Here is a 22,627-nt window from a genome sequence, read left to right as displayed (position 1 = left end):
GCAGCGGGGCGCTTGCCCCGCTTTGGGGGCTTTAAAACAGCGCCAAGCCAATCGACAGCAGCACGCTGTAGAGCAGCGTCGAAATAGCGGTTTTCTTCAGCATATTGGTTAGCATCTCGCCATCACGGGTATGGCTTAGCGTTCTTGCCGCATCAGTCAGTGGTTTGGTCACCAGCAGGCAACTCCATCCCACCCACGGCACCGGCAGCGCAACTAAATAGATCAAGGTAAGCAGCAGCGCTAATCCCAGCAGCGCCCAGTGGTAGCTAATCGCCTTAGTGCGGCCAAGCCGCACCGCCAGGGTGATCTTGCCGTTACGAGCATCGCTTTCGATATCGCGCACGTTATTCACATTGAGCACGGCGGTGGCCAGCAGGCCGCAGGCGGCGGCAGGTAGAAATGGCAGCCAGCTTAGCTGCTGTACATGTAAATAGTAGGTGCCCAATACGCCAAGCAGACCAAAAAATATAAAGACCGCAATGTCCCCAAACCCTCGGTAGCCATAAGGAGTTCCCCCTAGCCCAACGGTATAGTTTACCGCTGCCAGCAGGGCAGCAGCCCCTAAAAGAATGAAGATGAGAATTTGCCCCCACTGATTCCCAAACGCGGCGACCAGCAGTAACAGCCCCAATAACGCGGCAACCGTGGCCGTGGCGATCATTCCCGTGCGCATTTTTTCCGCGGTAAGCAAACCAGAAGAGACCGCTCTTGCAGGCCCTATACGCTGTTCGTCATCGGCACCCGATGCGGCATCGCCATAATCATTGGCCAAATTAGACAGCACTTGAAGCGCAATAGCGGTCAGCAGGGCAAGTACAAGTACTGCCATATTTAGAGCACCCACACTCGCGGCTAGCCCACTGCCCAGCAGAATGGAAGCACAGGCTAGCGGGAGCGTTCGGGGGCGAGCAGCTAACACCCAGGCTTGGTAGTGGCGGCGCTTACTATTTTGTCCCATTCCGTTGATATTCCTGTTGACCGTTTTCATTTAATAAACATTCGGCAATGTATGATTAAGTGCGGAAAAGTAGATCTAAGTCAAAATATGCCGCGTCATCTTGTCTCACACTGCAAGCACCCCTTGAGTAGGAGTTTACGCGATGATTGGCGACTTATTTAGACATAACAAATATATGGCGGTAGTTTGGTTGCTGCTAAGGCTCTATTTAGGCATCACCTGGCTAACCTTGGGCATTGGTAAAATGACCGGCGGCTTTAACGCCGAGGGCTTCTTAAGCAATGCTGTTGCCAACCCTGTGATGCGTGAGGGAAGCGCGGTTTACCCTAACTATGTTGCCTTTCTAGAGAATTTTGCGCTGCCCAATGCGGATGTCATTAATTTCATTATACCGTTGGGAGAAGTGTTAGTGGGCCTGGGGTTGATCGTTGGTGTACTGACCTCATTTGCTGCGTTTTTTGCCATCATGATGAACATGTCGTTTTTGATGGCAGGCACGGTGTCCACTAATCCATGGATGATTGCGCTGACTTTCTTTTTACTGGTGGCGGGTGCCAATGCAGGGCGGCTTGGCGGTGATCGGTGGGTGCTACCTTATATAAAGAAGAAGCTAGGCTTAACGTACCAAGCTGGCGTTAGCAGGTAATTGAAAACGCTGGCCTAACAGGCGAACTATGCAATCTAACCCTATTGAAGCCCTCAAGCATCAGCTTGATACGCTTTGTGAAACCGATAAAACAGGGTTTATCCGCCTAACTACCCCCTGCCAGGTGGGTAACCTGATGGGGTGGCTAAACGTGCAGAGCGTTTATCCCCGCCTCTATTGGAAGGCGCGTGATACGAACGCCGTTGAGTGTGCGGTGTTGGGGGCGATTAAGGCGTTTGATTCGTTAGCGGCGCTGCAGGCGGATCTTGCTGCGCTGGCTCAAGCAGGCTGCCAACAGCCCAACTATTTTGGTGGCATGGCCTTCGACCCTGGTACGCCGGGGTGGGAGCACTTTCCAGCCTGCCACTTTTTGCTGCCGCGTATCGAGCTTAAACGCCATCAAGGTGGCGCGACGCTATCACTTAATCTACGTTTCGATGACCGCTCCCCCGGTGCCGAAATCACCCAGGCTTATGCCTGTTTAGACGCGTTGGTAGCAGAGCAGCCGCTGCCTCGCCTGCAGCCTTTGGTTTACCAGCGTGAAGATCGCCCTAGCCAACAAGAGTGGGTGGCTTGGGTGGGACAGGTGACGAACCCCGACCACCTAGTGCATACGCCCAAGGTGGTGCTTTCCCGGGAGACCTGCCTGACGACCCCTGAAACGCCTAGCCCTTGGGCGCTGCTAGCCCGCTGGCAGGCGGGTGCCGCCGACTGTTTTCACTTTGGCGTCCAGTTTACCCCCCATGAGGCCTTTATCGGCTGTCCGCCGGAACGGCTCTACAAGCGTGAAGGACGGCATTTAATGACCGAGGCGCTGGCGGGTACCACGCGTCGTGGGCAGGATGCCCAACAAGATCAAGCGCTTGCCGATGAACTGCTTGCCGATAAGAAAAACAGTCTGGAAAACCAGTGTGTCTATCAGCAGCTTTTGATCCAGCTTGAGCCGCTCTCTTCTCAAGTCCAGATGGGCGAGGCGCATATTGTTAAGCTGCGCTCGGTGCAGCATATCCGTCGTCTGATTCACGCCGAGTTGCACCGAGACGTCACCGACCAGCAGTTGCTGGCAGTGCTGCCGCCTACCCCGGCGGTAGGCGGTGTTCCCCGCGAAACAGCGCTGGCGTTTATTCGCCAGCATGAGCTTCATCAACGCGGCTGGTATGCGGGCGTTTTCGGCCGAATTAGCCACGCCAGCAGCGATTTGGCCGTGGCTATTCGCTGCGCCCATATCGGCCCAGAAGCGATTCGCCTGTATGCCGGTGCAGGCATTGTGGCAGGCTCCCAACCAGACGAGGAGTGGCACGAACTGGATACGAAAATTGCTGACATTATGTCGCTGCTTGGGATGGGATAACGTAGATGACAGCGCTGACATCGAACGGTTTTACGAAGAGTGGTTTTTTGAAAGAGTACGCCACCTTTAATCATGTGTGGGCGGCGCTGATGCTGGAAGAGCTCTACCGCTTAGGCGTGCGCGATGTGGTACTGGCGCCAGGCTCTCGTTCATCGCCTTTAACCATGGTGGCCAGCGAGCATGCCGGGCTGCGCTGCCACTGCCACTTTGATGAGCGTGGGCTGGGGTTTATGGCGCTCGGTACTGCCCGGGGCAGTCAGCGCCCGGTCGTCATTATCACTACCTCAGGCACCGCTGTAGCCAACCTTTACCCGGCAGTGGTGGAAGCCAAGCTGCTCGGCGTACCGCTGATTGTGCTCTCCGCCGACCGCCCCATTGAGCTGCTGAATAACGGCAGCAATCAGGCGATTGACCAGCGGGATATTTTCTCCCGCCACACCATTGTTCACCACGACCTGCCGCCGCCGGATGCTGAGATAAAAGCAGCGTTTCTACTCAGCACGCTTGATCAAGCCGTCGACCAGCAGCGTCGTACCCCTGGGCCCATTCACATTAACTGCCGTTATCGCGAACCGCTTTACCCCGGTAGCTTCCTGGTGGATGCCGGTGATTATCTTGCTCCGCTGAGGGCTTGGCTGACGACTTCAAAGCCGTGGAGTGATTGGTCATCCAGCACTACGGTTCCTGCTATCAACAACGAGTGGGAAACGTTTGCCCAACAGCGTGGCCTGATTGTGGTTGGCAGGGTTGAAGACAGTGCTGATAATTCCCAGCAGGCGCTGCAGATTGTTGAGCTATCCAAGCAGTTGGGCTGGCCGCTGCTGGCCGACATACAGAGCCAGGTTCGGTTTGACCCTCACAACCTAATCCATTTTGACTTGGCGCTGCATGATGAGCGTTTCAGCGCTGAGCTCGCCAAAGCCGAGGTGTTGCTACAGTTTGGTGGCCGGTTAATCTCCAAGCGATTAAGCCAATTTATTGCCCAGCAGCCCTGGCAGGATGTCTGGTTGGTTGATTCGTTGCCCCAGCGACTGGATCCCGACTACTGCGTTAAGCGCCGTTTGATATGCTCGCCCGCCAGCTTTATAGATGATTTGCCAACGATACCTGAGCAGCCTCCCTGGCATCAGCTGGCTAGCCTCCAACGACGCACTACTCAGCTTGTTGAAGAGCGCTGTACAGCCTTCTCAGAGCTGGGAGTTTGTCACCTTTTAGCGCAGTTGGCTGAAGGCCAGTTATTTATAGGCAACAGCCTACCCGCGCGGCTAATGAATATGCTGGGTACGCATCGCCAAACGCCGCTACGGGTATTGGCCAATCGCGGCGCTTCTGGGATTGATGGCTTAATTGCCACCGCTTTTGGACTCAGTTGCACACGCTCGGAGCCCACCACCATTGTGCTGGGAGATACCAGCGCACTCCATGACCTCAATAGCTTGGCGCTGCTGAAACAGGCCTCCCAACCTCTGGTGGTGATTATCCTTAATAACGATGGCGGCAGTATTTTCCATATGCTGCCGGTGCCCAAAGAGGGCGAACTACTGGAGCGCTATTATCGCCAGCCTCATGGCTTGAGCTTCGAGCATGCGGCGAAGATGTTTGGACTTGGCTACTCGGCGCCCAGTTCATTGGAGGGCTTCGCGGCGGCTTATACCCAGGCGTTAGAGGTAGGCGTTTCACTGATCGAGGTTAACGTGCCCCATCAGCAGGTCGCCGATGATCTAAAGGCCCTTGGCGAAGCGATTCGAGGGGAGCCGCGTGAGCAGTAAATCACAGCAGCAGGCACCTACCCTGGTACTGCTCCATGGCTTACTGGGGGATCGTCAGGATTGGGATGAGGTCATCGCTGGCTTGGAAAGCATTAACTGCTTAGCGTTAGACCTGCCGGGCCACGGTGAGAATCACCAGATACGGCTGGCCTCGTTTGAGGCATTTCACCATTGGCTTTGCGACACACTGAGTGACCGAGGGGTTAGCCGCTACTGCCTTCTGGGTTACTCCCTGGGCGGGCGTTTGGCGCTTTATCATGCCAGCCGTCAGCCATTGGGGCTGGAAACGCTCTGGCTGGAGAGCGCTCACCCTGGTTTACCCACCAGTGAGCGTGCTGACCGTATTGCCCATGATGAACGCTGGGCGATACGTTTCGAGCGGGAGCCATTGGGAAACGTACTTGCCGACTGGTATCGGCAGCCGGTGTTCGCCGACTTAACCGAGGCCCAGCGCACTCGGCAGATTCAACGCCGCTTAGCGAATCACGGGCCAGCCATTGCCAGCATGCTGCGATCAACTTCCTTAGGCCAACAGCCTTCGCTTTGGCAGTGGCTGGAAAGTACCTCGCTTCCGGTAAGCTACTTTTCGGGGCGGCGGGATGCCAAGTTCCACTCTTTGGCGTCTCATCTGACAACAATGGCCCCGCGCCTGCGCCATATCACGCTGGAAGGGGGCCATAATCTTCATGCTGAGCAACCGGAGATGATTGCTCAGCAGCTCAACGCTTGGCTAAAACACTGATCAGCTGATCACCATTAACCAGGGCAGGCCAATCACCAGCCAAACCACCAGGAAGAGCAGCCCAAAGATCGCCCCCAGCCGCCAAAACAGTGCACTGGGTAAGTAGCCGCTGCCGTAGTAGACCGGGCTTGGCCCTGTGCCGTAGGGGGTGAGAATGCCCATAAAGCCAAGTGTGGGTAGCAGCAGCAGAATAAACATCTGCATATCCAGCCCGGCAATGCCTGATGCCGCGGCCAGAATTACCGGCAGCAGGGCGGTCACGTGGGCCGTCACGCTGGCAAAAAAGTAGTGAAGTAAATAGAAGATGACTACCAGCGCCACCATAGCCATCAGCGGGTCGAAGTGGCTTATCTGACCGCCCACCACATTGCCAAACCAGTTGACGAACCCAACTTGGCTGAGACCGCCTGCCAGTGCCACCAGGGTGGCAAACCATACAAAGGTATTCCAAGCCGCGCGATTATTAAGAATATCGTCCCAGTGAATGATGCCCGTTAACAGCATGCCGCAGATCACCACTAGGCCCACGAGTGAACCAGAGATAACACTGCCGGCAAAAATCCACAGCAGCAGGGCGGTGACCACCATAGCGACCAACATTATTTCATGGCGGGTCAGTGCCCCCAGCTTGGTTAACTCCTTTCCCGCCCAGTCGGAAATTTCATCGCCTGCCTTCACTTCGGGGGCGCATAGCCAGTAGCTCAGCAGCGGCACCAGCAGAAGCAGCAGGATGCCCACCGGCACGACCGCCATAAACCACTGTCCCCAGTTGATTTGGATGCCAGTGGTGCTTTCGGTGAGCGCGATAGCCAATAAGTTGGGGGCCAGGGCGGTCAAAAATAGCGAGCTGGTTACGCAGGTCGAGGCCAACGCGGTCCACATCAAAAAGCTACCCATGCGCTTCATGCTGGGGTCATTGGGGTGCGAATCGTAAAGCGGCGGTAGATTGCGAATGACGGGATAGATCGTGCCCGCACTGCGCGCGGTATTCGAGGGCGTAAACGGCGCCAAAATGCCATCGGCAATCATCACCGCGTAGCCAAGGGTCAAGGTGCGCCTCCCCATGGCTTTGACCAGCCAGAGCGATATCCGCCGCCCGAGCCCGGTTTTTTCGTACCCCAGGGCAAACATAAAGGCACCGAAAATTAGCCAGACGGTGGAGTTGGTAAAGCCTGACACCGCCCAGGAAAAGGCTTGGCCCGCGGCATTAAATCCGTCAGCCGCTAGTTGCTCCGGCGAGAACAGCACCCACCGGGAAAGCAGTGCCACCAGGGTAACGCCGACCAGACCCACCACTGCGCCCGGTAACGGTTCAAGAATAAGGCCAACGACACAGCCGAGGAAAATGGCGAAAAAGTACCACGCATGAGGCGAAAGCCCCGGGGGGGTGGTTATTAGCGCGACGATGATAGCGATTGCTAGCGGCGCTAACAGTTTCCATCGCGGTGAGGGTTGAGCATTGGTCGTCATGCAGCACCTCTCTTCAGTGTTAGTAGTGTGCTCTTTTCTTGCTTGGTGGGCAGTGGTCTGCCCGGCAGTGAGTGACTTGAAGAGTAGGCGGTGCAGCACTAGGGTAAAAGCGATGCTAGCTCGATTCCTTCCTTTCTTGATGTACATCAATAGTCCTTTGGACTAATGAACAGGGCCTTCCTCTTGTATGGTAAGTTCGAATAGACAAGACGGCAGCGCAGATTGCCGCCAGTACCACCTTTGACTTGGCTAATGAAGGGGCTTTTCATGCAGCAGCGAGATTTCGATATCGTCATTGTTGGTGGGGGTGGTGCAGGCTTGCGCGCTGCTATCGGGGCTGCTGAGCAGGCCAAGGAGCAGGGCACTCCCCAGCGCATAGCGCTGCTGTCCAAGGTTTACCCCATGCGCTCCCATACCGTGGCGGCTGAAGGCGGCGCCGCCGCCGTCACCAGTGCCGAAGATTCCCACCAGGCGCATTTCGACGACACAGTGTCTGGTGGTGACTGGCTGGTTGAGCAGGGCGTCGTCGACTATTTTGTTCATCACGCTTACCAAGAACTGGTGCAGATGGAGCGCTGGGGCTGCCCCTGGAGCCGTAAAGAGGATGGCCAAGTGCAGGTGCGCCGCTTCGGTGGCATGAAAACCGCACGCACCTGGTTTGCGGCCGACAAAACCGGCTTCCATATGCTCCACACCCTGTTTCAGACCTCGCTGAAATACCCTGAGATTGAGCGTTTTGATGAGTTCTTCGTGCTCGATCTGGCCGTTCACGAAGGTGCGGTAATCGGCGTAATTGCCCTGCAGATCGCTACCGGTGAATTGACCCTGCTACGCGCTAAAGCGGTGATTCTCGCTACCGGCGGCGCTGGGCGCCTGTTCCGCTTCAATACCAATGCGGGCATTGTCACTGGCGACGGCATGGCGATGGCTTACCGTCACGGTGTGGCGCTGCGGGATATGGAGTTTGTCCAGTACCACCCCACCGGTCTGCCCGGTTCCGGCATTTTGATTACCGAAGCGTGCCGGGGCGAAGGCGGCATTCTGCTCAATAAAGAAGGCTACCGTTACCTGCAGGATTACGGCCTGGGACCGGAAACCCCGTTGGGCAAGCCGGAAAACAAATACATGGAGCTGGGGCCGCGGGACAAACTCTCCCAAGCCTTCTGGCAGGAACAGCAGGCGGGCCGCACCGGCAAGTTTGGCGACAGCGACGTGGTTTATCTCGACCTGCGTCACTTGGGTGAAAAGTACATTCTGGAGCGCCTGCCGTTTATCTGCGAACTGGCTAAATCCTATATCAATGTCGATCCTGTTAAAGAGCCCATCCCTATTCGCCCGGCGGTGCACTACACCATGGGCGGAATCGAAACCAATCCACAGTGCGAAACCTCAATCGCCGGGCTCTACGCCGCAGGAGAGTGTGCCTCTGTCGGTTTGCACGGCGCGAACCGTCTGGGCTCTAACTCGCTAACTGAGCTGTTAGTGTTTGGCCGCCTGGCCGGTGAGCAGGCAAGCAAGCGCGCAGCACAAACCGAGTGGGCCGCTGAGCGGCTGCTGGAAGCCCAGGGCGACCGCCAGCAAGCCAAGCTGCTGCGCCTTTGTGATGGAGCCGGAAGTGGGGAGAACTGGGTCGAACTCAAGCGCGCCATGGTGCAGGCCATGGAGAGCGGCTGCGGGATTTACCGCACTGAAGAGGGCATGCGCCATTCGCTTGAGACCATGCGCCAACTGCGCGCTCGCTTCAATGAGATACGCGTTAAAGATACCAGCAAGATATTCAATACCGAGCTGCTGGAGTGTATCGAGCTTGGCTATGGGTTGGATATTGCCGAAGCCTCTTGCTTGAGTGCTCTTGAGCGCCGTGAATCCCGCGGTGCCCATCAGCGCCTGGATGAAGGCATGCAGAAACGCGACGACGTTAACTACCTCAAGCACAGCCAGGTGTTTTACCAAGGCGAGGCGAATGCCGAGCTGCGCTGGCAGGATGTCGATGTGCGGTTCTCCGCACCGGCTGAGCGGGCCTATGGCGATGCAGGCAAGGGGGGCAAGGCATGAATACTCAGCAGATCATCACCAAACACATCAGCGTCAAGCGCTACATGCCCGACAGCTCGGCTGAACCCTATTGGCAGCAGTACGAACTGCCGGTGGACGACAGCACCTCGCTGTTGGATGCCCTAAACCATATTAAAGAGCAGCTCGATAGTACCTTGAGCTACCGCTGGTCATGCCGAATGGCGATTTGCGGCTCCTGCGGTGTGATGGTGAACGGCATTCCCAAGCTCGGCTGTAAAACTTTCCTGCGCGATTACGAAGGCGAGATCCGCATCGAGCCACTATCCCACTTCCCGGTGCAGCGGGATTTAGTAGTGGATATGGAAATATTCCTTGAGCACCTGGCGGCGGTTAAGCCCTACCTGATCGATGACAACCCAGTAAAACCCTACGACCCCCAGGCACCGGAAACCTATCAGCAGTCTCCCGAACAGCTCGCCCGCTATAAGCAGTTCGCCAACTGCATTAATTGTGGTCTCTGCTACTCCGCCTGCCCGCAGTTTGGACTTAATCCTGAGTTCCTTGGCCCGGCGGCGCTAACGCTGGCCCACCGTTACAACCTGGATAGCCGCGACCATGGCAAGAAGCAGCGTATGGCCGAACTTAACCGCCATGAGGGGGTGTGGAGCTGCACCTTTGTGGGCTTCTGCTCCAAGGTTTGCCCCAAACACGTTGACCCGGCCGCTGCTGTGAATCAGGGCAAGGTCGAGGCAGCCAAACACACACTCATTGCGCTGTTCAAAGGGTAGGGGAGGAACGTCATGGATAAATTATCAACACAACGCCTGCCGCCGCTGAAACGCAACTGGTGGCTGAAACACCGCTTCTTTAAACTCTATATGCTGCGCGAAGCCACGGTGCTGCCGCTGGTGTTTTTTACCCTCTGCCTGCTCGCCGGTATGGTTGCCCTGTTGCAGGGGGCGGATAGCTGGCAGGGGTGGATCGCCTTTATGGGCTCTCCCATCGTATTAGTGCTGAATCTTCTCGCGCTGGCCGCCAGCCTGTTTCACGCCGCCACCTTCTTTGTGCTGTTTCCCCGGGTAATGCCGCTGCGTATCGCCGGGCGCAGCCTGCCTGATCAGGCCATTGTTGCCGGACAGTGGGCGGGAGTGGTGGTCGTTGCGCTGCTATTTTTCTGGCTACTGGGGAGGGCCTAAGTATGGAAAAAATAGCCATGAATAAACACGACAATCGGCATAAACAAGCCATTGATGAGCCGCTTTGGTGGGGGCTGTTTAGCGCGGGCGGCGTTTGTTTTGCCGTCTTGCTGCCCGCCGTGATTCTCTTTATCGCCGTTCTACTGCCCCTTGGCCTGCTGCCTGCCGAAGCGCTGAGCTATGAGCGCGCATCGGCACTGCTGTTTAGCGTACCGGGCTTTCTGTTTGTTGGGGCGGTGGTCTGTTTGCCGCTCTTTCACGCCGCCCACCGCCTGCGCCATGGGATGTTTGATATCAGCGTGGGTAATGACTCAATCAACAAAAAACTAATGTACGGTGGGGCTGCGTTGCTTAGTATTGTGGCGCTGGGTTTAGTCGTGGCGGGCTTCCTGGGTTAAACGGCTCGCTGCAAGCATTTCGCCTCAACAGATAAAAAGAGACTGGCATGATCAACGGACTCACTGAAACGGAACTCTATGCACCAGTCGAGTGGCAGGATCGCTCCGATGGCTATCAGGATATTTTGTACCACACCACTGCCGATGGCATTGCCCGCATTACCATCAACCGGCCAGAGGTTCGCAACGCCTTTCGCCCGCTAACGGTTAGCGAGATGGCCCAAGCGCTTAACCGCGCCCGCCACGACAGCGCTATTGGCGCCATTCTGCTGACTGGCGCAGGCGACAAAGCGTTCTGTTCCGGCGGTGACCAGCGCATTCGCGGAGACTATGGCGGCTACCAGGATGAAGAGGGCACCCACCACCTCAACGTGCTGGATTTCCAGCGCGATATTCGTACCTGCCCTAAACCGGTAGTGGCGATGGTGGCGGGCTACGCCATCGGCGGCGGCCACGTGCTGCATCTAATGTGCGACCTGACCATTGCCGCCGACAACGCGATTTTCGGCCAAACAGGCCCTAAAGTCGGCTCCTTCGATGGCGGCTACGGCGCTTCTTATATGGCGCGCATTGTGGGCCAGAAAAAAGCCCGGGAGATCTGGTTTTTATGCCGCCAATATAGCGCCGCCCAAGCGCTGGAAATGGGGCTGGTGAACCACGTGGTGCCATTGGACGAACTGGAAAAAGAGAGCGTGCGCTGGTGCCGGGAAATGCTACAGCACAGCCCCATGGCGCTGCGTTGCCTAAAAGCCGCGCTCAATGCCGACTGCGACGGCCAGGCCGGGCTGCAGGAATTGGCGGGCAATGCCACCATGCTCTACTACATGACCGAAGAGGGGCAGGAGGGCCGTAACGCCTTTAACGAAAAGCGCCGCCCGGACTTCTCCCGCTACCCGCGTAACCCTTAATGCAGCTGGCGCTCTATCGCTACTCCCTCCCGTTCCTCCAGCCGTTAGTGTTTAAAGGAGAGCGGCTGGCGAATAGAGAAGGGCTGTTAGTTTCCATTAACGGGCAGTGGGGCGAGATTGCCCCGCTACCTGGCTTCTCGACTGAAACGCTGGCGGAAGCTGAAGCCGAAAGTCTGGCCTGTTTGGCTGCGTTGAGCCGAGGCGAAAAAGTCTCCCCAGCACTGCAATCGGTGCAGTTTGGGTTTGACTGCGCCCAACGCTCTTGGCCAAGCAATCTTCCTGCTTCTTTGCCGCCCTACCCGTTGCTCCAGGGTGCACCTGCCGCGCTAATCCAGTCTCTTCCAACCGCCGATTGGCAAGCGTCGCCACCGTCTCGGCTTAAGCTAAAGGTGGCGCGCTATGCTATGGAAGAGGAGCTAGCGCTGATCGAACAGCTTGCCGCCCGGCTGCCGACGACCAAGCTGATTCTGGATGCCAACGGCGGCTGGACACGGCAAGAAGCTCAGCGCTTCTGTGAGCGCCTGCCCCTTAAACAGATCGACTACCTGGAAGAGCCCTGCGCTACCTTCGCTGACACTATCGCTGTTGCAGAAGCCACCGGGGTGGCCATTGCCCTGGATGAAACGCTAACGCGCGGGGAGGAGTGGAACTATCACCCGCAGCTTAAAGCCCTGGTGATCAAACCCTCGCTGGTCGGCTCGCTAAGCATCTGCGGGGCACTCGTTCAACGAGCAAGGGCGGGTAACCTTCGCGTGGTGATCTCCTCTAGCTTTGAGTCCGATCTGGGCCTTGGGCTGTTGAGTCGGCTGGCCAGCGAGTGGGCGCCCCATGAGCCGCCGGGACTGGATACGGGCCATTGGCTTACCGAGCGCGTGACCACTGAAACGGGCGAAGTGAAGACTGACTCGCTGCACTGCCTTTATCTGAATAATGAGTGTTCCGATCTTTAACTCCTCGCCGCTAAAGGGATATCAGTTCCACACGTGTTTCTCAGGCTCAGTTTTATTAATATCATTATTTACTGCACAAGATCATCCTGGTATTTTGAATAATAATCAGTTCAATTTAAATGGACTAAGTTTGTTGGAACCGTCTATCGGTTTTATTAGGACGATTATACCGCCATTGAACAAGCCAAATTGGGCGATCAGGTTGCCTGCCCCTGTAACGGAGGCCCTCACCGTATTGTTAGTGCGGCCTCCACCACCTTTGTTGATGGGATACCCGTCGCACGTGTTGGCGATCGCAGCTCTTGTGGTGCCAGTATCACCAGCGGTCTTGATTGGTATCCCATTGAAGGTGCTGCGGCCGCTATTCATGGCAGCGAGACCTCATGCGGTGGGGTGGTTATTGCGGCGGCTAGTGCGATCACTGGCCAGCCGAGAGGTGGCGCAAGCACCACACTCCCTGCCGTTCCGCCGCCGCGCTACAACCGTCGAGTGGTGTTTCGTGACGAATTCGGCGCTCCTCTGGCTCATGAACCCTACCGACTGGTGCTTGAAGGTGGTGATACAAAAGAGGGGCAAACCAACGCTCAGGGGGAAGCCGATCTTATGGATTCAGACCTTGCCGCCAAGGTGGTAGATATTCTGATTAGGGGCAACTGAAATGGCCGAGTGGCAACGTATCGCGCAAACAGTCACCACACCAGAAACACTGGATGATCCCTTTATCGTTACTGTGCCTTGCCCGCATAGAGATCAGGCGCTTGATATCGCTGCCTGGATAGTCGAAGAAATCCAGACCAACGTAGAATCCGAAGCCGCCCAACGCATAAAACAGCAAAACGCTTACAACGCTCAGGAGGCAATGGAGCGCTGGCGGAGGGAAGGTGAAACGTTAAATAGCATCCAACGCCTTGCCCGTGATATGGCAAGGCCTGATTTCATGAAGATCGAACGAAATGCCCGAAGGGCGGCAATTGCTGGTTGGACTTGGCTGGTGAGGCCAAATGGCGTGTGGGATCATAAACAGTACTTTCAAGAAGGTGGTGAGAAGTATGACGAATTTAACAGCACGGGGGTCTCAGCTTATCCTTGGCACCACAAATACCGAGGGTATGAGTACTATTATGACATTTGGTCTAATATTCACTACGGTTACGTTGGCCGCTACCTAGGTTTCTCTGAAGATAGTTTGTTGGACGGTGCCGGGCTAGCGCAGCTCGGAAGCGATATTGCAAATCGCAGCATTCCAACTGACCGAGTTGATACTAATGGCATTGGATTCCGTCGCTTTGACGATGTAACCGACTACCTTTCTGTCCGTTTGGGAATATCATTGTTTGAGAGTTTTTCTCCGCACCAGCTAACGGCTTCTGTTCTAATGAATGAGATTTCTCACGTAGATTATCCAATCGAAAGAGACTCAAAAATTCCCCATGATTGTCAGAAAGCAAGGAGTCGATAAAGCTAATGCCATTTTATCGCCGTAAAATATTTCTCGTTCCGATCATTATCATTGCTACTTTTGTAATTTGGCAGAATTATATATTTTCGACAATGGATTATCGGCCAGATCCAAATCTCACAGAGCCAACTGAAGCTGTTTTTGAGTTCATAATTCAAAATGATATAGGGCGCGTTTTAATAAAGAATGGAAAGGCCGAAGCCTTTGTGCTTGATGGATGGCGTTGGAAGACTGTTGAGCTGAGAGAGATGCTTCCAGTGTCTATTATAGAGAGCATAGAAGAATCAAAAATTAATATAAAACATGCAAGTTTTAAACGCCTTTGTCGATCAAAGTGCTATTTGAATGCCATTTTTTATATTAACAGACCTTTTGAAGCCGCATTTCTTCCAATTTATACGCCTTGGTGGTATCTGCAATATGCGCCAAGCGGAGGGATTGAGGCAGAAGTAGTACCTTCTATAGAAGACGCCATTAAAGAGAAAAGAGATTCTAATAACCTACAGAATGGGTATTTTTTTTGCGAACCCTCAGAACTGGAGCACTGGTACCTGTGCACAGGGCTTCATGCAAGTTAACGTCGTGTTAAGCCAGCTTTCTTGTCAGTTAAGTATGATTAGCAATGACGGCTTTACATGCTAGACACCTGCCCCATCCACTACTGGGCCAAAGAGACCCCTGAGCATATTGCGGTAGAGGCTGGCTCGGTGCGTCTTAGCTACCGAACGCTTAATCGCCGGGTGGCGTCTTTAGCGCAGCAGCTTGCGCGCGCAGGTTTTGTGCCGGGTGATCGCTTAGTGGCGCCCGCCAAAGGCTCGCTTAAATCCTTGCTGCTGGCATGGGCCTGCCTGCGGGCCGGGGTTGTTTTCTGCCCGCTGAACCCTATGTTCCCTATTTCCCAGCAGCTCACTCTAGCCAAACGCTTGCAGGCTGGGCTGGTTTGCCAAACGGAAAGCGACCATCATTACCCTGCCGAGCTTACACCGGTTAGCTTCGATTTTTTGACGGAAGCCGATGTGAGAGAGCCACCGGCGCTGGATAGCAACCAGCTGTGCAACACGATTTTTACCTCCGGCTCCAGCGGCACGCCCAAGGCGGTGCTGCATCGTGTGGCCAATCACTTGGCCTCCGCGCGAGGCTCGGCGTCGTTTATTCCGGTTGATCAAAACAGTGGCTGGCTGTTGTCGCTGCCACTGTTTCATATCGGTGGCTACGCTATTCCATTTCGCGTTTTTCTTGCTGGTGGGCGGGTGATTCTCGATGACGATCCGCAAACGCTCCCCGCACGCCTTGAGCAGCAGCCGATTACCCACCTTTCCCTGGTGCCCACCCAGCTCTGGCGGTTGCTGCAAGCGGGCTTTTCGCCCCAGCGCACTCAGTTGCGGCAACTGTTGCTGGGCGGCGCGACGATACCCGCTCCGTTGGTGGCGAAGATGATCTCCTTGGGGCTAACACCGAAGGTCAGCTATGGGTTATCGGAAATGGCCAGCCAAGTTTGCACTGGTATACCCACCGCGCCGGGCGTCGTCGGTAAGGCGTTGCCGGCTCGTGAAGTGAGGGTTGTTGAGGGGGAGATACAGGTGCGTGGAGAGACCCTGTTCTGTGGCTATTTGAATAATGGCGAGATTGATCCAGCCCTCAATGACGAAGGCTGGTTTGCCACCCGCGACAAGGGGCACTTCACTTCGGAAGGTGCGCTGGTGGTGGAAGGTCGGCTCGATAACGGCTTTATCTCCGGTGGCGAGAATATTCAGCCAGAAGCAATCGAGCAGCGCTTGGTCGACCACCCCGGCGTTGCCCAGGCGCTAGTGGTACCGGTGCCCCACCCCGAGTGGGGGGAGCGCCCGGTGGCGTTTATCGATTGGCATGGAGAAGGCGTGACAGAACAGGCGCTAAGCACTTGGGTACGCGAAGCGTTACCCGGCTTTATGGTGCCCGATGCCTGGCTAGCTTGGCCGCCTGGAGTGGGCTTTAAACCCTCCCGCACGCGGTTTGCTGAGCTGGCGCGGGCACGCGTGGATTTTACCGTTTAGCGGCGCAACCCATTGGTGACTTAATACCTATTCCGCTAGGCCAGCAGCGTCCAGCATGGCGTGGAGCAGAACGTTACAGCCTGCATGAACGTGTTCCGGCGTGGCGCTTTCGATCTCGTTGTGACTAATGCCGTCCTTGCAGGGAATAAAGATCATTGCCGCAGGAGCTACGCGGCCTACAAACATCGCATCGTGGCCCGCGCCGCTGATGATGTCCATATGCGATAGGCCTAGCTGCTTCGCCCCTTCACGCACCGCATCAACACACTCTTTGTTGAAGTGTTCCGGGGCAAAATCCGCTGTGGGCGTTAATTCATATGCCAGCCCGTGGCGTTGGCAAATGTCTTCCACGGCGGCGGCCACCGCCTTGCCCATTGCGATAAGGGCTTCAGGCTCCCAGTGGCGCATATCCAGAGTCATTTTAACCTGGCCGGGAATCACGTTACGTGAACCGGGGTGCAGCGTCATGCAGCCCACTGTGCCACGGCCGTGGGGCTGATGTTCAAAGGCGATACGGTTGAGCGCTTGGGTGACTTCTGCTGCGCCCATCATAGCATCCCGACGTAGGTTCATCGGTGTAGGGCCTGCGTGGGCTTCAAGTCCAGTCAGCGTTAAGTCGAACCACTTCTGCCCAAGTCCGCCGATAACCACACCAATAGTGGTGTCGGTATCTTCCAAAATCGGGCCCTGTTCAATGTGTGGTTCAAAGTAAGCTTTGATCTCATCTGGCGAGACGCTGTCGCTGCCGCGGTAGTGAATGGCGTCCAGGGCATCGCTTACCGTGACGCCATCAGCGTCGGTGCGCGCCATCATGGCATCAAATTCTAGCTCGCCGGTAAATACGCCGGAACCCATCATGCAGGGCGGAAAACGGCAGCCCTCTTCGTTAGTCCAGGCTACGACTTCGATTGGGGATTGCGTGGTGATGTTGTGCTGGTTAAGGGTGCGAATCACTTCCAGACCGGAGAGTACACCGAAGCAGCCGTCGTACTTGCCGCCGGTAGGCTGACTATCAAGATGGCTACCGGCCATGACGGTTTTGGCGGTTGGATCGCTGCCTTCCCTACGGGCAAAGATATTGCCGATATTATCAATGCGAATCGTGCAGCCCTCGGCACGGCACCACTGGATAAAGAGGTCACGCCCCTGGCGTTCTAGATCGGTAAGCGCCTGGCGATTAACGCCGCCTTTAGGGGTGGCGCCTAGTTTGGCCATCTCCATTAGTGCTTCCCAGAGGCGGTCACTGTCAGTGCGCAAATCAGCTGTAGCGATTTTCGGTTCAGCAAACGAGTTCATATGACTTCCTTTTATTGAGCACGGAGGAAGCTGGCGACTCCCCGATTATTGTTTGGCTCATTGCTAGAGTAGAGATAAAAAAGCCGACGTTACGTATAGATTCTCTAACGTGAACAAAAGAAAAGTGTAATTTTATAAACGTGTTTGCTGGCGCATGCTGAGACCAAGTCTTATAGCGATGGAGCTGGACAGCATGTTTGGAATAAAAAGCAAAACGAAGCCTGAAGCATCGAGCTCTTCTATGGAGGAGGGGTCTTCTAAAACGGCGCTTAATCAGCACTACTGGATGCCGTTTAGTGCTAACCGCGACTTCCATGCCAATCCTCGGGTTATCGCCGGGGCGGAAGGGCGCTACTACATTGATGACCAGGGCCGTAAGCTGTTTGATTCGCTTTCCGGGCTATGGACCTGCGGCGCGGGGCATAACCGTGAAGAGATCCAAAAAGCCGTAGCGGCACAGCTAGGCAGTCTCGACTTTGCACCTGGTTTTCAAATTGGCCACCCGCTGGCGTTCAGACTGGCGGAAAAGGTGGCCAGCCTTACGCCATCCGGGCTGGATCATGTGTTTTTCACCAACTCAGGTTCGGAAGCCGCCGATACCTCGGTGAAGATGGCCAAGGCCTACTGGCGGCTAAAAGGTAAACCTGAGAAGACCCGCATGATCGGCCGCGCCAAGGGCTACCACGGGGTGAATATTGGCGGTACCAGCCTGGGCGGGATTGGTGGCAATCGCAAACACTACGGCCAGTTGATGGACGTAACGCATCTGCCGCATACCCTTCAGTCGGGTCACGCCTACACTCGTGGCCAAGCGGAAACCGGTGCCGAGCTTGCCGATGCATTGCTCGATCAAATCGCCCTGCACGATGCCTCCACCATTGCGGCGGTGATTGTTGAGCCAATGTCCGGCTCTGCGGGTGTTATCGTGCCGCCAAAAGGCTATCTGGATCGGCTGCGTGAGATCTGTACTGCCCATGACATCCTGCTGATTTTTGACGAAGTGATTACCGCCTTTGGGCGCAGTGGCGCGACCACCGGCGCCCAAGCCTTTGGCGTAACGCCGGATATCATGAACGTGGCGAAGCAGATCACCAACGGCGCCATCCCCATGGGCGCAGTGATCGCTTCCAGCGAGATTTTCGACACCTTTATGCACGCCGGTGGCCCCCAACACGCCGTTGAATTCCCCCATGGTTACACCTACAGCGCCCACCCAGTGGCCTGCGCGGCGGGTCTGGCTGCGCTTGAGATGATGGAGCGAGAAAACTTCCCAGCTCAGGTTAGCGCCATCGCACCTGCCTTTGAGCAGAAACTGCACGCCCTGAAAGGCCGCAATCACGTTGTCGATATTCGTAACTACGGCTTAGCGGGTGCCATTCAGCTAACGCCACGGGACGGCGACCCCATCATTCGCCCGAGGGATGCTCATATGGCGCTTTGGGAGGCTGGCTTCTACGTGCGCTACGGCGGCGACACGCTGCAGTTTGGCCCTCCCTTTGGCACTACCGAGGCCGAGCTGGAGCGCTTGTTCGACGCGGTGGCCACCACCCTGGATTCGTTAGCCTAAGAGTCGTTGGCATAACCGACTGACCTAAATTTCAGAGAGTTTAAATATGAGTGTTGTTTCCCACCTGATCAACGGCGAGTTAGTTGAAAGTAAGCGCACGCTGGATGTGACCAACCCTTCAACGGGTAAAGTGATTCGCCAAGTGGCTGACGCAGATGCCGCCGATGTAGAGCGCGCCATTGCCGCCGCCCAAGCGGCGTTTCCCGCCTGGCGAGATACGCCGCCCGCTAAGCGCGCCCAGGTGATGTACCGCTTTAAGCAATTGCTCGAAGATAATGCTAACCGCTTGGTACAGCTGGTCAGCGAAGAGCACGGCAAAACCCCCGAAGATGCCATGGGCGAACTCAAGCGCGGCATCGAGAACGTCGAGTATGCTTGCGGTGTGCCGGAGCTGCTAAAAGGTGAGTACTCCCACAATGTAGGGCCGGGCATTGATGCTTGGTCAAACTTCCAGCCGTTGGGTGTGGTGGCAGGTATTACCCCGTTTAACTTCCCCGCCATGGTGCCGCTGTGGATGTATCCCATGGCGATTGCCTGCGGTAATACCTTCATCCTTAAACCTTCAGAGAAAGATCCTTCAGCGGCCATGGCCGTAGCTGAACTGCTTCAAGAAGCGGGGCTACCCAAAGGTGTCATGAATGTAATTCACGGCGGGCGCGAAGCGGTGGAAACGCTGCTTGATGCAAAGGCAGTTAAAGCCATTTCGTTTGTCGGCTCAACGCCAGTTGCCGAAGCGATTTATTCGCGCGGTTCCGCTGCGGGCAAGCGCGTTCAGGCGTTGGGTGGGGCGAAGAACCACGCCGTGGTACTGCCGGATGCCGATTTGGAAAACGCCGCCAATACCTTAATGGGCGCAGCGTTTGGTAGCTGCGGCGAGCGCTGCATGGCGATCTCGGTAGCGGTATGCGTGGGCGACGAAACTGCAAACCGCTTGGTTGAAACCCTACTTCCGAAAATCGCTCAGCTAAAAGTCGGCCCCGGCACCAAGCGAGATCTGGATATGGGGCCGCTGGTAACCGCTGAGCACCGCGATAAAGTCCTCGGCTATATCGAAGATGGCGTAAAGGCTGGCGCGACGCTGGTCGCCGATGGCCGTGATTTGAAAGTCGCAGGCTATGAAGAGGGCTATTTCGTTGGCGGCTGCTTGTTCGATAACGTCACCGCGGATATGCGCATTTACCAAGAAGAGATCTTCGGGCCAGTGCTCTGCGTCATGCGGGTCGCTAGCCTGGACGACGCCATGCAACTGATCAACGACCACGAGTACGGCAACGGCACCTGCCTGTTCACCCGCGATGGCGAAGCTGCCCGTCGCTTTACCGATGGTATTGAGGTTGGCATGGTCGGGGTGAACGTGCCGCTACCAGTGCCCGTGGCCTACCACAGCTTTGGTGGCTGGAAGCGCTCGCTGTTTGGGGATCTTCACGCCTACGGGCCGGACTCGGTACGCTTCTACACCCGCCGCAAAGCAGTTTCTCAGCGCTGGCCTTCGGTCAGCGAAGCGACGCAGGCGGAGTTCTCGTTCCCTGCCAATCAGAGTTGACGTCCTAAGGTAAATAGGAGATCTTCTCAGCACCGTCGTTCTGCGACGGTGCTGTTTTTTGGTGCCTATCTTCGACGTAAGGGACGAGTACAACGTGGCAAGAACCCAGGACGAAATTCGCCAGACCAACGTTAATAAGATTCTTCAGGCGGCAGAGCAACTGTTTGCCGAAAAGGGTTATGCCGGTGCTTCCATGGGCGAAATCGCACAACTGGCAGAGATCCCCAAGTCCAACGTGCACTACTACTTCTCGACCAAAAAAGCGCTGTATCAAGATGTTCTGTTAGAGCTTCTCGAGGTGTGGAAACAGGATGCGCTCTGCTTCGAGCTCTACGATGATCCTCGCGTGGTGCTTTCCACCTATATTCGCGCCAAGATGAACCACTCCCGCAACCGCGCCCACGGCTCGAAAGTTTGGGCGGCCGAAGTCATGCAGGGCGCGCCGATCCTTAAAGAACGCCTGCGCGACAACCTTTATGAATGGGCCAAGCTGAAAGAGTCGAAAATTCGCGAGTGGGTCGAGTCAGGTCAAATCAACCCCGTCGAGCCTTCCTACCTTCTATACATGATCTGGGCCTCCACCCAGCACTACGCCGACTTCGACTACCAAATCTGCTTGCTTAATGACGACCAACCGCTGGACGACTTACAGTTCGAAAAAGCCGTGCAGTCGGTGACCTCGGTGATTTTGCGCGGGATTGGGTTGACGGCGTGAGCAGCACTCAACGACTGAGCTGCACAGACGTATCAAACTTATGCCGCTTACGTGACAGTAGCGTGCGGAACTTACGCATATTGTCGTCGCCATAAAGTACACGATCGCAGAAACGGTCGTACTCATCTAAATCAGCCACCGTTACGATCAATACAAAATCACACTCGCCGGTTACCTGATAGCACTGCTTCACTTCAGGGGCGCTCAGCGCTGTTGTTAGAAAACGCTGGTAGAGTGATTTGTTATCCCGCTCCATGGTGACTTCTACCACCATGTGTAGGCACTGCTCTAGGGCGTCAGGGTTGAGTAGTGCCACCTCTCGCTCAATGATTCCAGCATTGCGTAATCGATTAACGCGCTTTAAACAGGCAGAGGGTGAAAGTCCTATTTCGTCTGCTAGTGCTTGGTTGGTCAGGCTGGAGTTACGCTGAAGCTGGTCAAGGATTCGTCGATCAATGGCGTCCATGAAATAAAATGTCCTTTCTGCGCTTATAAAGAACGAATAGTGACTGTTAGTGCGGAATTGAAAAGAAGATTCTGCGTAAGCCCCATTATCATAACCGTTGTTCTAAGGATGGCAACGGAGGCTTGATGCAGATAACAATTCACCATCTATTGGCTTGGATAACCCACCTATTACAAGACGCGCTGCGCGTGTACCTGACGTTGCTCAAAATCCTGATTCCGGCATTGCTTATCGTCAAAGGATTAGAACTCTTGGGTGTTATCGGCTGGCTGGGAACGGTATTGGCTCCATTAATGAGCATACTCGGTTTACCCGAGCAGTTGGGCGTTGTGTGGGCGGCGGCGCTCTTTACCAACTTGTACACCGCCATTGCGGTCTTTCTTCAAGTAGCCGGTGATATGCACTTGAGTGCCGAACAAGTAACGGTGCTGGGTGCGCTAATGCTGGTAGGGCACTCAATTCCTGTTGAAGGGGCCGTTGCCAAGCGCGCTGGCGTACCATGGTGGGCTACGTTACTCCTGCGCGTAGGTGGGGCTTTGCTGCTTGCCTGGCTCTTGCACTGCTTCTATTCGTATTTTGGTTTGTTGCAAGCGCCAGCAGCACTGGTATGGCAACCAAGCTTGTCACCAGAGCCGACGCTAAGCAGCTGGGCTATAGCACAGCTTGAAACCCTAGCGCTTATCTTCGTGATTATTTTAGCGCTGATTGTGCTGCTAAAACTTCTGAAAAAGCTCGGCCTGGAGCGCTGGATTCATCTTGGCTTGCTACCGTTGCTCAAACTATTAGGCATTGGCCGTTCGGCGGCTAACGTTACCGTGATTGGGTTCACGTTGGGATTAAGCTACGGCGCAGGGTTGCTGATTCGGGATGTGCAAAACGGTGTGCTTAACAAGCGGGATAGCACGCTTGCACTATGCTTTCTCGGCCTCTGCCATAGCGTTATAGAAGACACGCTGCTGATTTTGATGCTCGGGGCCGATATAGCGGGCATCTTGTGGGCAAGGCTACTCTTTGCCGTTATTGTCACCGCAATGATTGCCCGTTGGCCTAGGTTCACTGCTTGATTAGATGAACGTAAGAGACAGTAAACCCCTTAGCCAAGTTTTCTTTGTTTGAACACCACTTTGTCGTTGGTGATCAGACC

22 protein-coding genes are annotated in these 22,627 nt (G+C 55.6%); 18 read left to right on the top strand and 4 right to left on the bottom strand.

From position 1 onward, the window contains the following. Window positions 1-31: 31 nt before the first annotated feature. Entirely contained in the window at window positions 32-958 is a 927-nt protein-coding gene (locus KF947_RS08200) for a 1,4-dihydroxy-2-naphthoate polyprenyltransferase (protein WP_227405927.1), read from the bottom strand. A 142-nt stretch (window positions 959-1,100) separates the two neighbouring features. Here KF947_RS08200 and KF947_RS08195 point away from each other — a divergent pair, with 142 nt between their 5' ends. From KF947_RS08195 to menH, 4 genes are read left to right on the top strand one after another with little or no spacing between them, the layout of a single operon-like run. Beyond that, entirely contained in the window at window positions 1,101-1,604 is a 504-nt protein-coding gene (locus KF947_RS08195; protein WP_223288439.1) for a DoxX family protein, read from the top strand. 28 nt (window positions 1,605-1,632) lie between these two features. Beyond that, on the top strand, window positions 1,633-2,955 hold the full coding sequence (locus KF947_RS08190) for an isochorismate synthase MenF (protein WP_227405926.1): 1,323 nt from the start codon (window positions 1,633-1,635) through the stop codon (window positions 2,953-2,955). 5 nt (window positions 2,956-2,960) lie between these two features. Then, complete coding sequence (gene menD, locus KF947_RS08185; RefSeq protein ID WP_227405925.1) at window positions 2,961-4,724, top strand: 2-succinyl-5-enolpyruvyl-6-hydroxy-3-cyclohexene-1-carboxylic-acid synthase; 1,764 nt, start codon at window positions 2,961-2,963, stop codon at window positions 4,722-4,724. After that, window positions 4,714-5,466, top strand: a complete 753-nt coding sequence (gene menH / locus KF947_RS08180; RefSeq protein ID WP_227405924.1) for a 2-succinyl-6-hydroxy-2,4-cyclohexadiene-1-carboxylate synthase — start codon at window positions 4,714-4,716, stop codon at window positions 5,464-5,466. Before menD ends, menH begins: the two co-directional genes overlap by 11 nt. Here menH and KF947_RS08175 read toward each other — a convergent pair whose 3' ends face one another. Next, window positions 5,467-6,936 (bottom strand): anion permease, encoded by a 1,470-nt coding sequence (locus KF947_RS08175; protein WP_227405923.1) that lies wholly within the window; start codon window positions 6,934-6,936, stop codon window positions 5,467-5,469. A 267-nt stretch (window positions 6,937-7,203) separates the two neighbouring features. On the opposite strand from KF947_RS08175, the gene frdA reads away from it, so the two are divergent. The 10 genes from frdA (at window position 7,204) to KF947_RS08125 (ending at window position 15,896) form a co-directional block, all read left to right on the top strand. Beyond that, the gene (gene frdA, locus KF947_RS08170) at window positions 7,204-8,991 is read left to right on the top strand and encodes a fumarate reductase (quinol) flavoprotein subunit (RefSeq protein ID WP_227405922.1); all 1,788 of its coding nucleotides are present in this window, start codon (window positions 7,204-7,206) and stop codon (window positions 8,989-8,991) included. Then, a complete protein-coding gene (locus KF947_RS08165) occupies window positions 8,988-9,740 on the top strand; it encodes a succinate dehydrogenase/fumarate reductase iron-sulfur subunit (protein WP_133731416.1) in 753 nt (250 codons plus the stop codon). The genes frdA and KF947_RS08165 overlap by 4 nt, the downstream gene beginning before the upstream one ends. Before the next feature lie 12 nt (window positions 9,741-9,752). After that, window positions 9,753-10,148, top strand: coding sequence for a fumarate reductase subunit C (locus KF947_RS08160; RefSeq protein WP_133731415.1), 396 nt, complete (start codon window positions 9,753-9,755; stop codon window positions 10,146-10,148). 17 nt (window positions 10,149-10,165) lie between these two features. Further along, window positions 10,166-10,546, top strand: a complete 381-nt coding sequence (gene frdD, locus KF947_RS08155; protein ID WP_227405921.1) for a fumarate reductase subunit FrdD — start codon at window positions 10,166-10,168, stop codon at window positions 10,544-10,546. 47 nt (window positions 10,547-10,593) lie between these two features. Further along, a complete protein-coding gene (menB, locus tag KF947_RS08150) occupies window positions 10,594-11,454 on the top strand; it encodes a 1,4-dihydroxy-2-naphthoyl-CoA synthase (RefSeq protein WP_133731413.1) in 861 nt (286 codons plus the stop codon). Next, window positions 11,454-12,404 carry an o-succinylbenzoate synthase gene (menC, locus tag KF947_RS08145; protein WP_227405920.1) on the top strand — a complete coding sequence of 317 codons (951 nt, stop codon included), beginning with the start codon at window positions 11,454-11,456 and terminating at the stop codon, window positions 12,402-12,404. Before menB ends, menC begins: the two co-directional genes overlap by 1 nt. Window positions 12,405-12,593: 189 nt before the next feature. Beyond that, window positions 12,594-13,061, top strand: coding sequence for a PAAR domain-containing protein (locus KF947_RS08140; RefSeq protein WP_227405919.1), 468 nt, complete (start codon window positions 12,594-12,596; stop codon window positions 13,059-13,061). 1 nt (window position 13,062) lies between these two features. Then, window positions 13,063-13,863 carry a polymorphic toxin type 44 domain-containing protein gene (locus KF947_RS08135; RefSeq protein ID WP_227405918.1) on the top strand — a complete coding sequence of 267 codons (801 nt, stop codon included), beginning with the start codon at window positions 13,063-13,065 and terminating at the stop codon, window positions 13,861-13,863. A gap of 5 nt (window positions 13,864-13,868) precedes the next feature. Beyond that, a complete protein-coding gene (locus KF947_RS08130; protein WP_227405917.1) occupies window positions 13,869-14,441 on the top strand; it encodes a hypothetical protein in 573 nt (190 codons plus the stop codon). 57 nt (window positions 14,442-14,498) lie between these two features. Then, complete coding sequence (locus tag KF947_RS08125; RefSeq protein ID WP_227405916.1) at window positions 14,499-15,896, top strand: AMP-binding protein; 1,398 nt, start codon at window positions 14,499-14,501, stop codon at window positions 15,894-15,896. A gap of 27 nt (window positions 15,897-15,923) precedes the next feature. Here the strand turns inward: KF947_RS08125 and KF947_RS08120 are convergent, their stop codons facing one another. Then, window positions 15,924-17,192: a Zn-dependent hydrolase gene (locus tag KF947_RS08120; protein WP_133731410.1), complete on the bottom strand. Its 1,269-nt coding sequence runs from the start codon at window positions 17,190-17,192 to the stop codon at window positions 15,924-15,926. 193 nt (window positions 17,193-17,385) lie between these two features. Here KF947_RS08120 and KF947_RS08115 point away from each other — a divergent pair, with 193 nt between their 5' ends. The 3 genes from KF947_RS08115 (at window position 17,386) to KF947_RS08105 (ending at window position 21,017) form a co-directional block, all read left to right on the top strand. Continuing rightward, window positions 17,386-18,759 (top strand): aspartate aminotransferase family protein, encoded by a 1,374-nt coding sequence (locus KF947_RS08115; protein ID WP_227405915.1) that lies wholly within the window; start codon window positions 17,386-17,388, stop codon window positions 18,757-18,759. A 46-nt stretch (window positions 18,760-18,805) separates the two neighbouring features. Further along, window positions 18,806-20,302, top strand: coding sequence for a CoA-acylating methylmalonate-semialdehyde dehydrogenase (locus tag KF947_RS08110; RefSeq protein ID WP_133731408.1), 1,497 nt, complete (start codon window positions 18,806-18,808; stop codon window positions 20,300-20,302). A gap of 94 nt (window positions 20,303-20,396) precedes the next feature. Further along, entirely contained in the window at window positions 20,397-21,017 is a 621-nt protein-coding gene (locus tag KF947_RS08105; RefSeq protein ID WP_133731407.1) for a TetR/AcrR family transcriptional regulator, read from the top strand. Window positions 21,018-21,024: 7 nt separating this feature from the next. Here the strand turns inward: KF947_RS08105 and KF947_RS08100 are convergent, their stop codons facing one another. Continuing rightward, the gene (locus KF947_RS08100) at window positions 21,025-21,483 is read right to left on the bottom strand and encodes an Lrp/AsnC family transcriptional regulator (protein ID WP_227405914.1); all 459 of its coding nucleotides are present in this window, start codon (window positions 21,481-21,483) and stop codon (window positions 21,025-21,027) included. Between the two features lie 125 nt (window positions 21,484-21,608). Between KF947_RS08100 and KF947_RS08095 the strand changes: the two genes are divergently transcribed. Next, on the top strand, window positions 21,609-22,547 hold the full coding sequence (locus tag KF947_RS08095) for a nucleoside recognition domain-containing protein (RefSeq protein WP_227405913.1): 939 nt from the start codon (window positions 21,609-21,611) through the stop codon (window positions 22,545-22,547). Window positions 22,548-22,627 lie beyond the last annotated feature (80 nt).

The sequence above is a fragment of the Halomonas sp. FeN2 genome, assembly GCF_020595105.1.
Taxonomy (GTDB): domain Bacteria; phylum Pseudomonadota; class Gammaproteobacteria; order Pseudomonadales; family Halomonadaceae; genus Vreelandella; species Vreelandella neptunia.
This window is presented reverse-complemented; position numbering and strand designations above follow the sequence as displayed.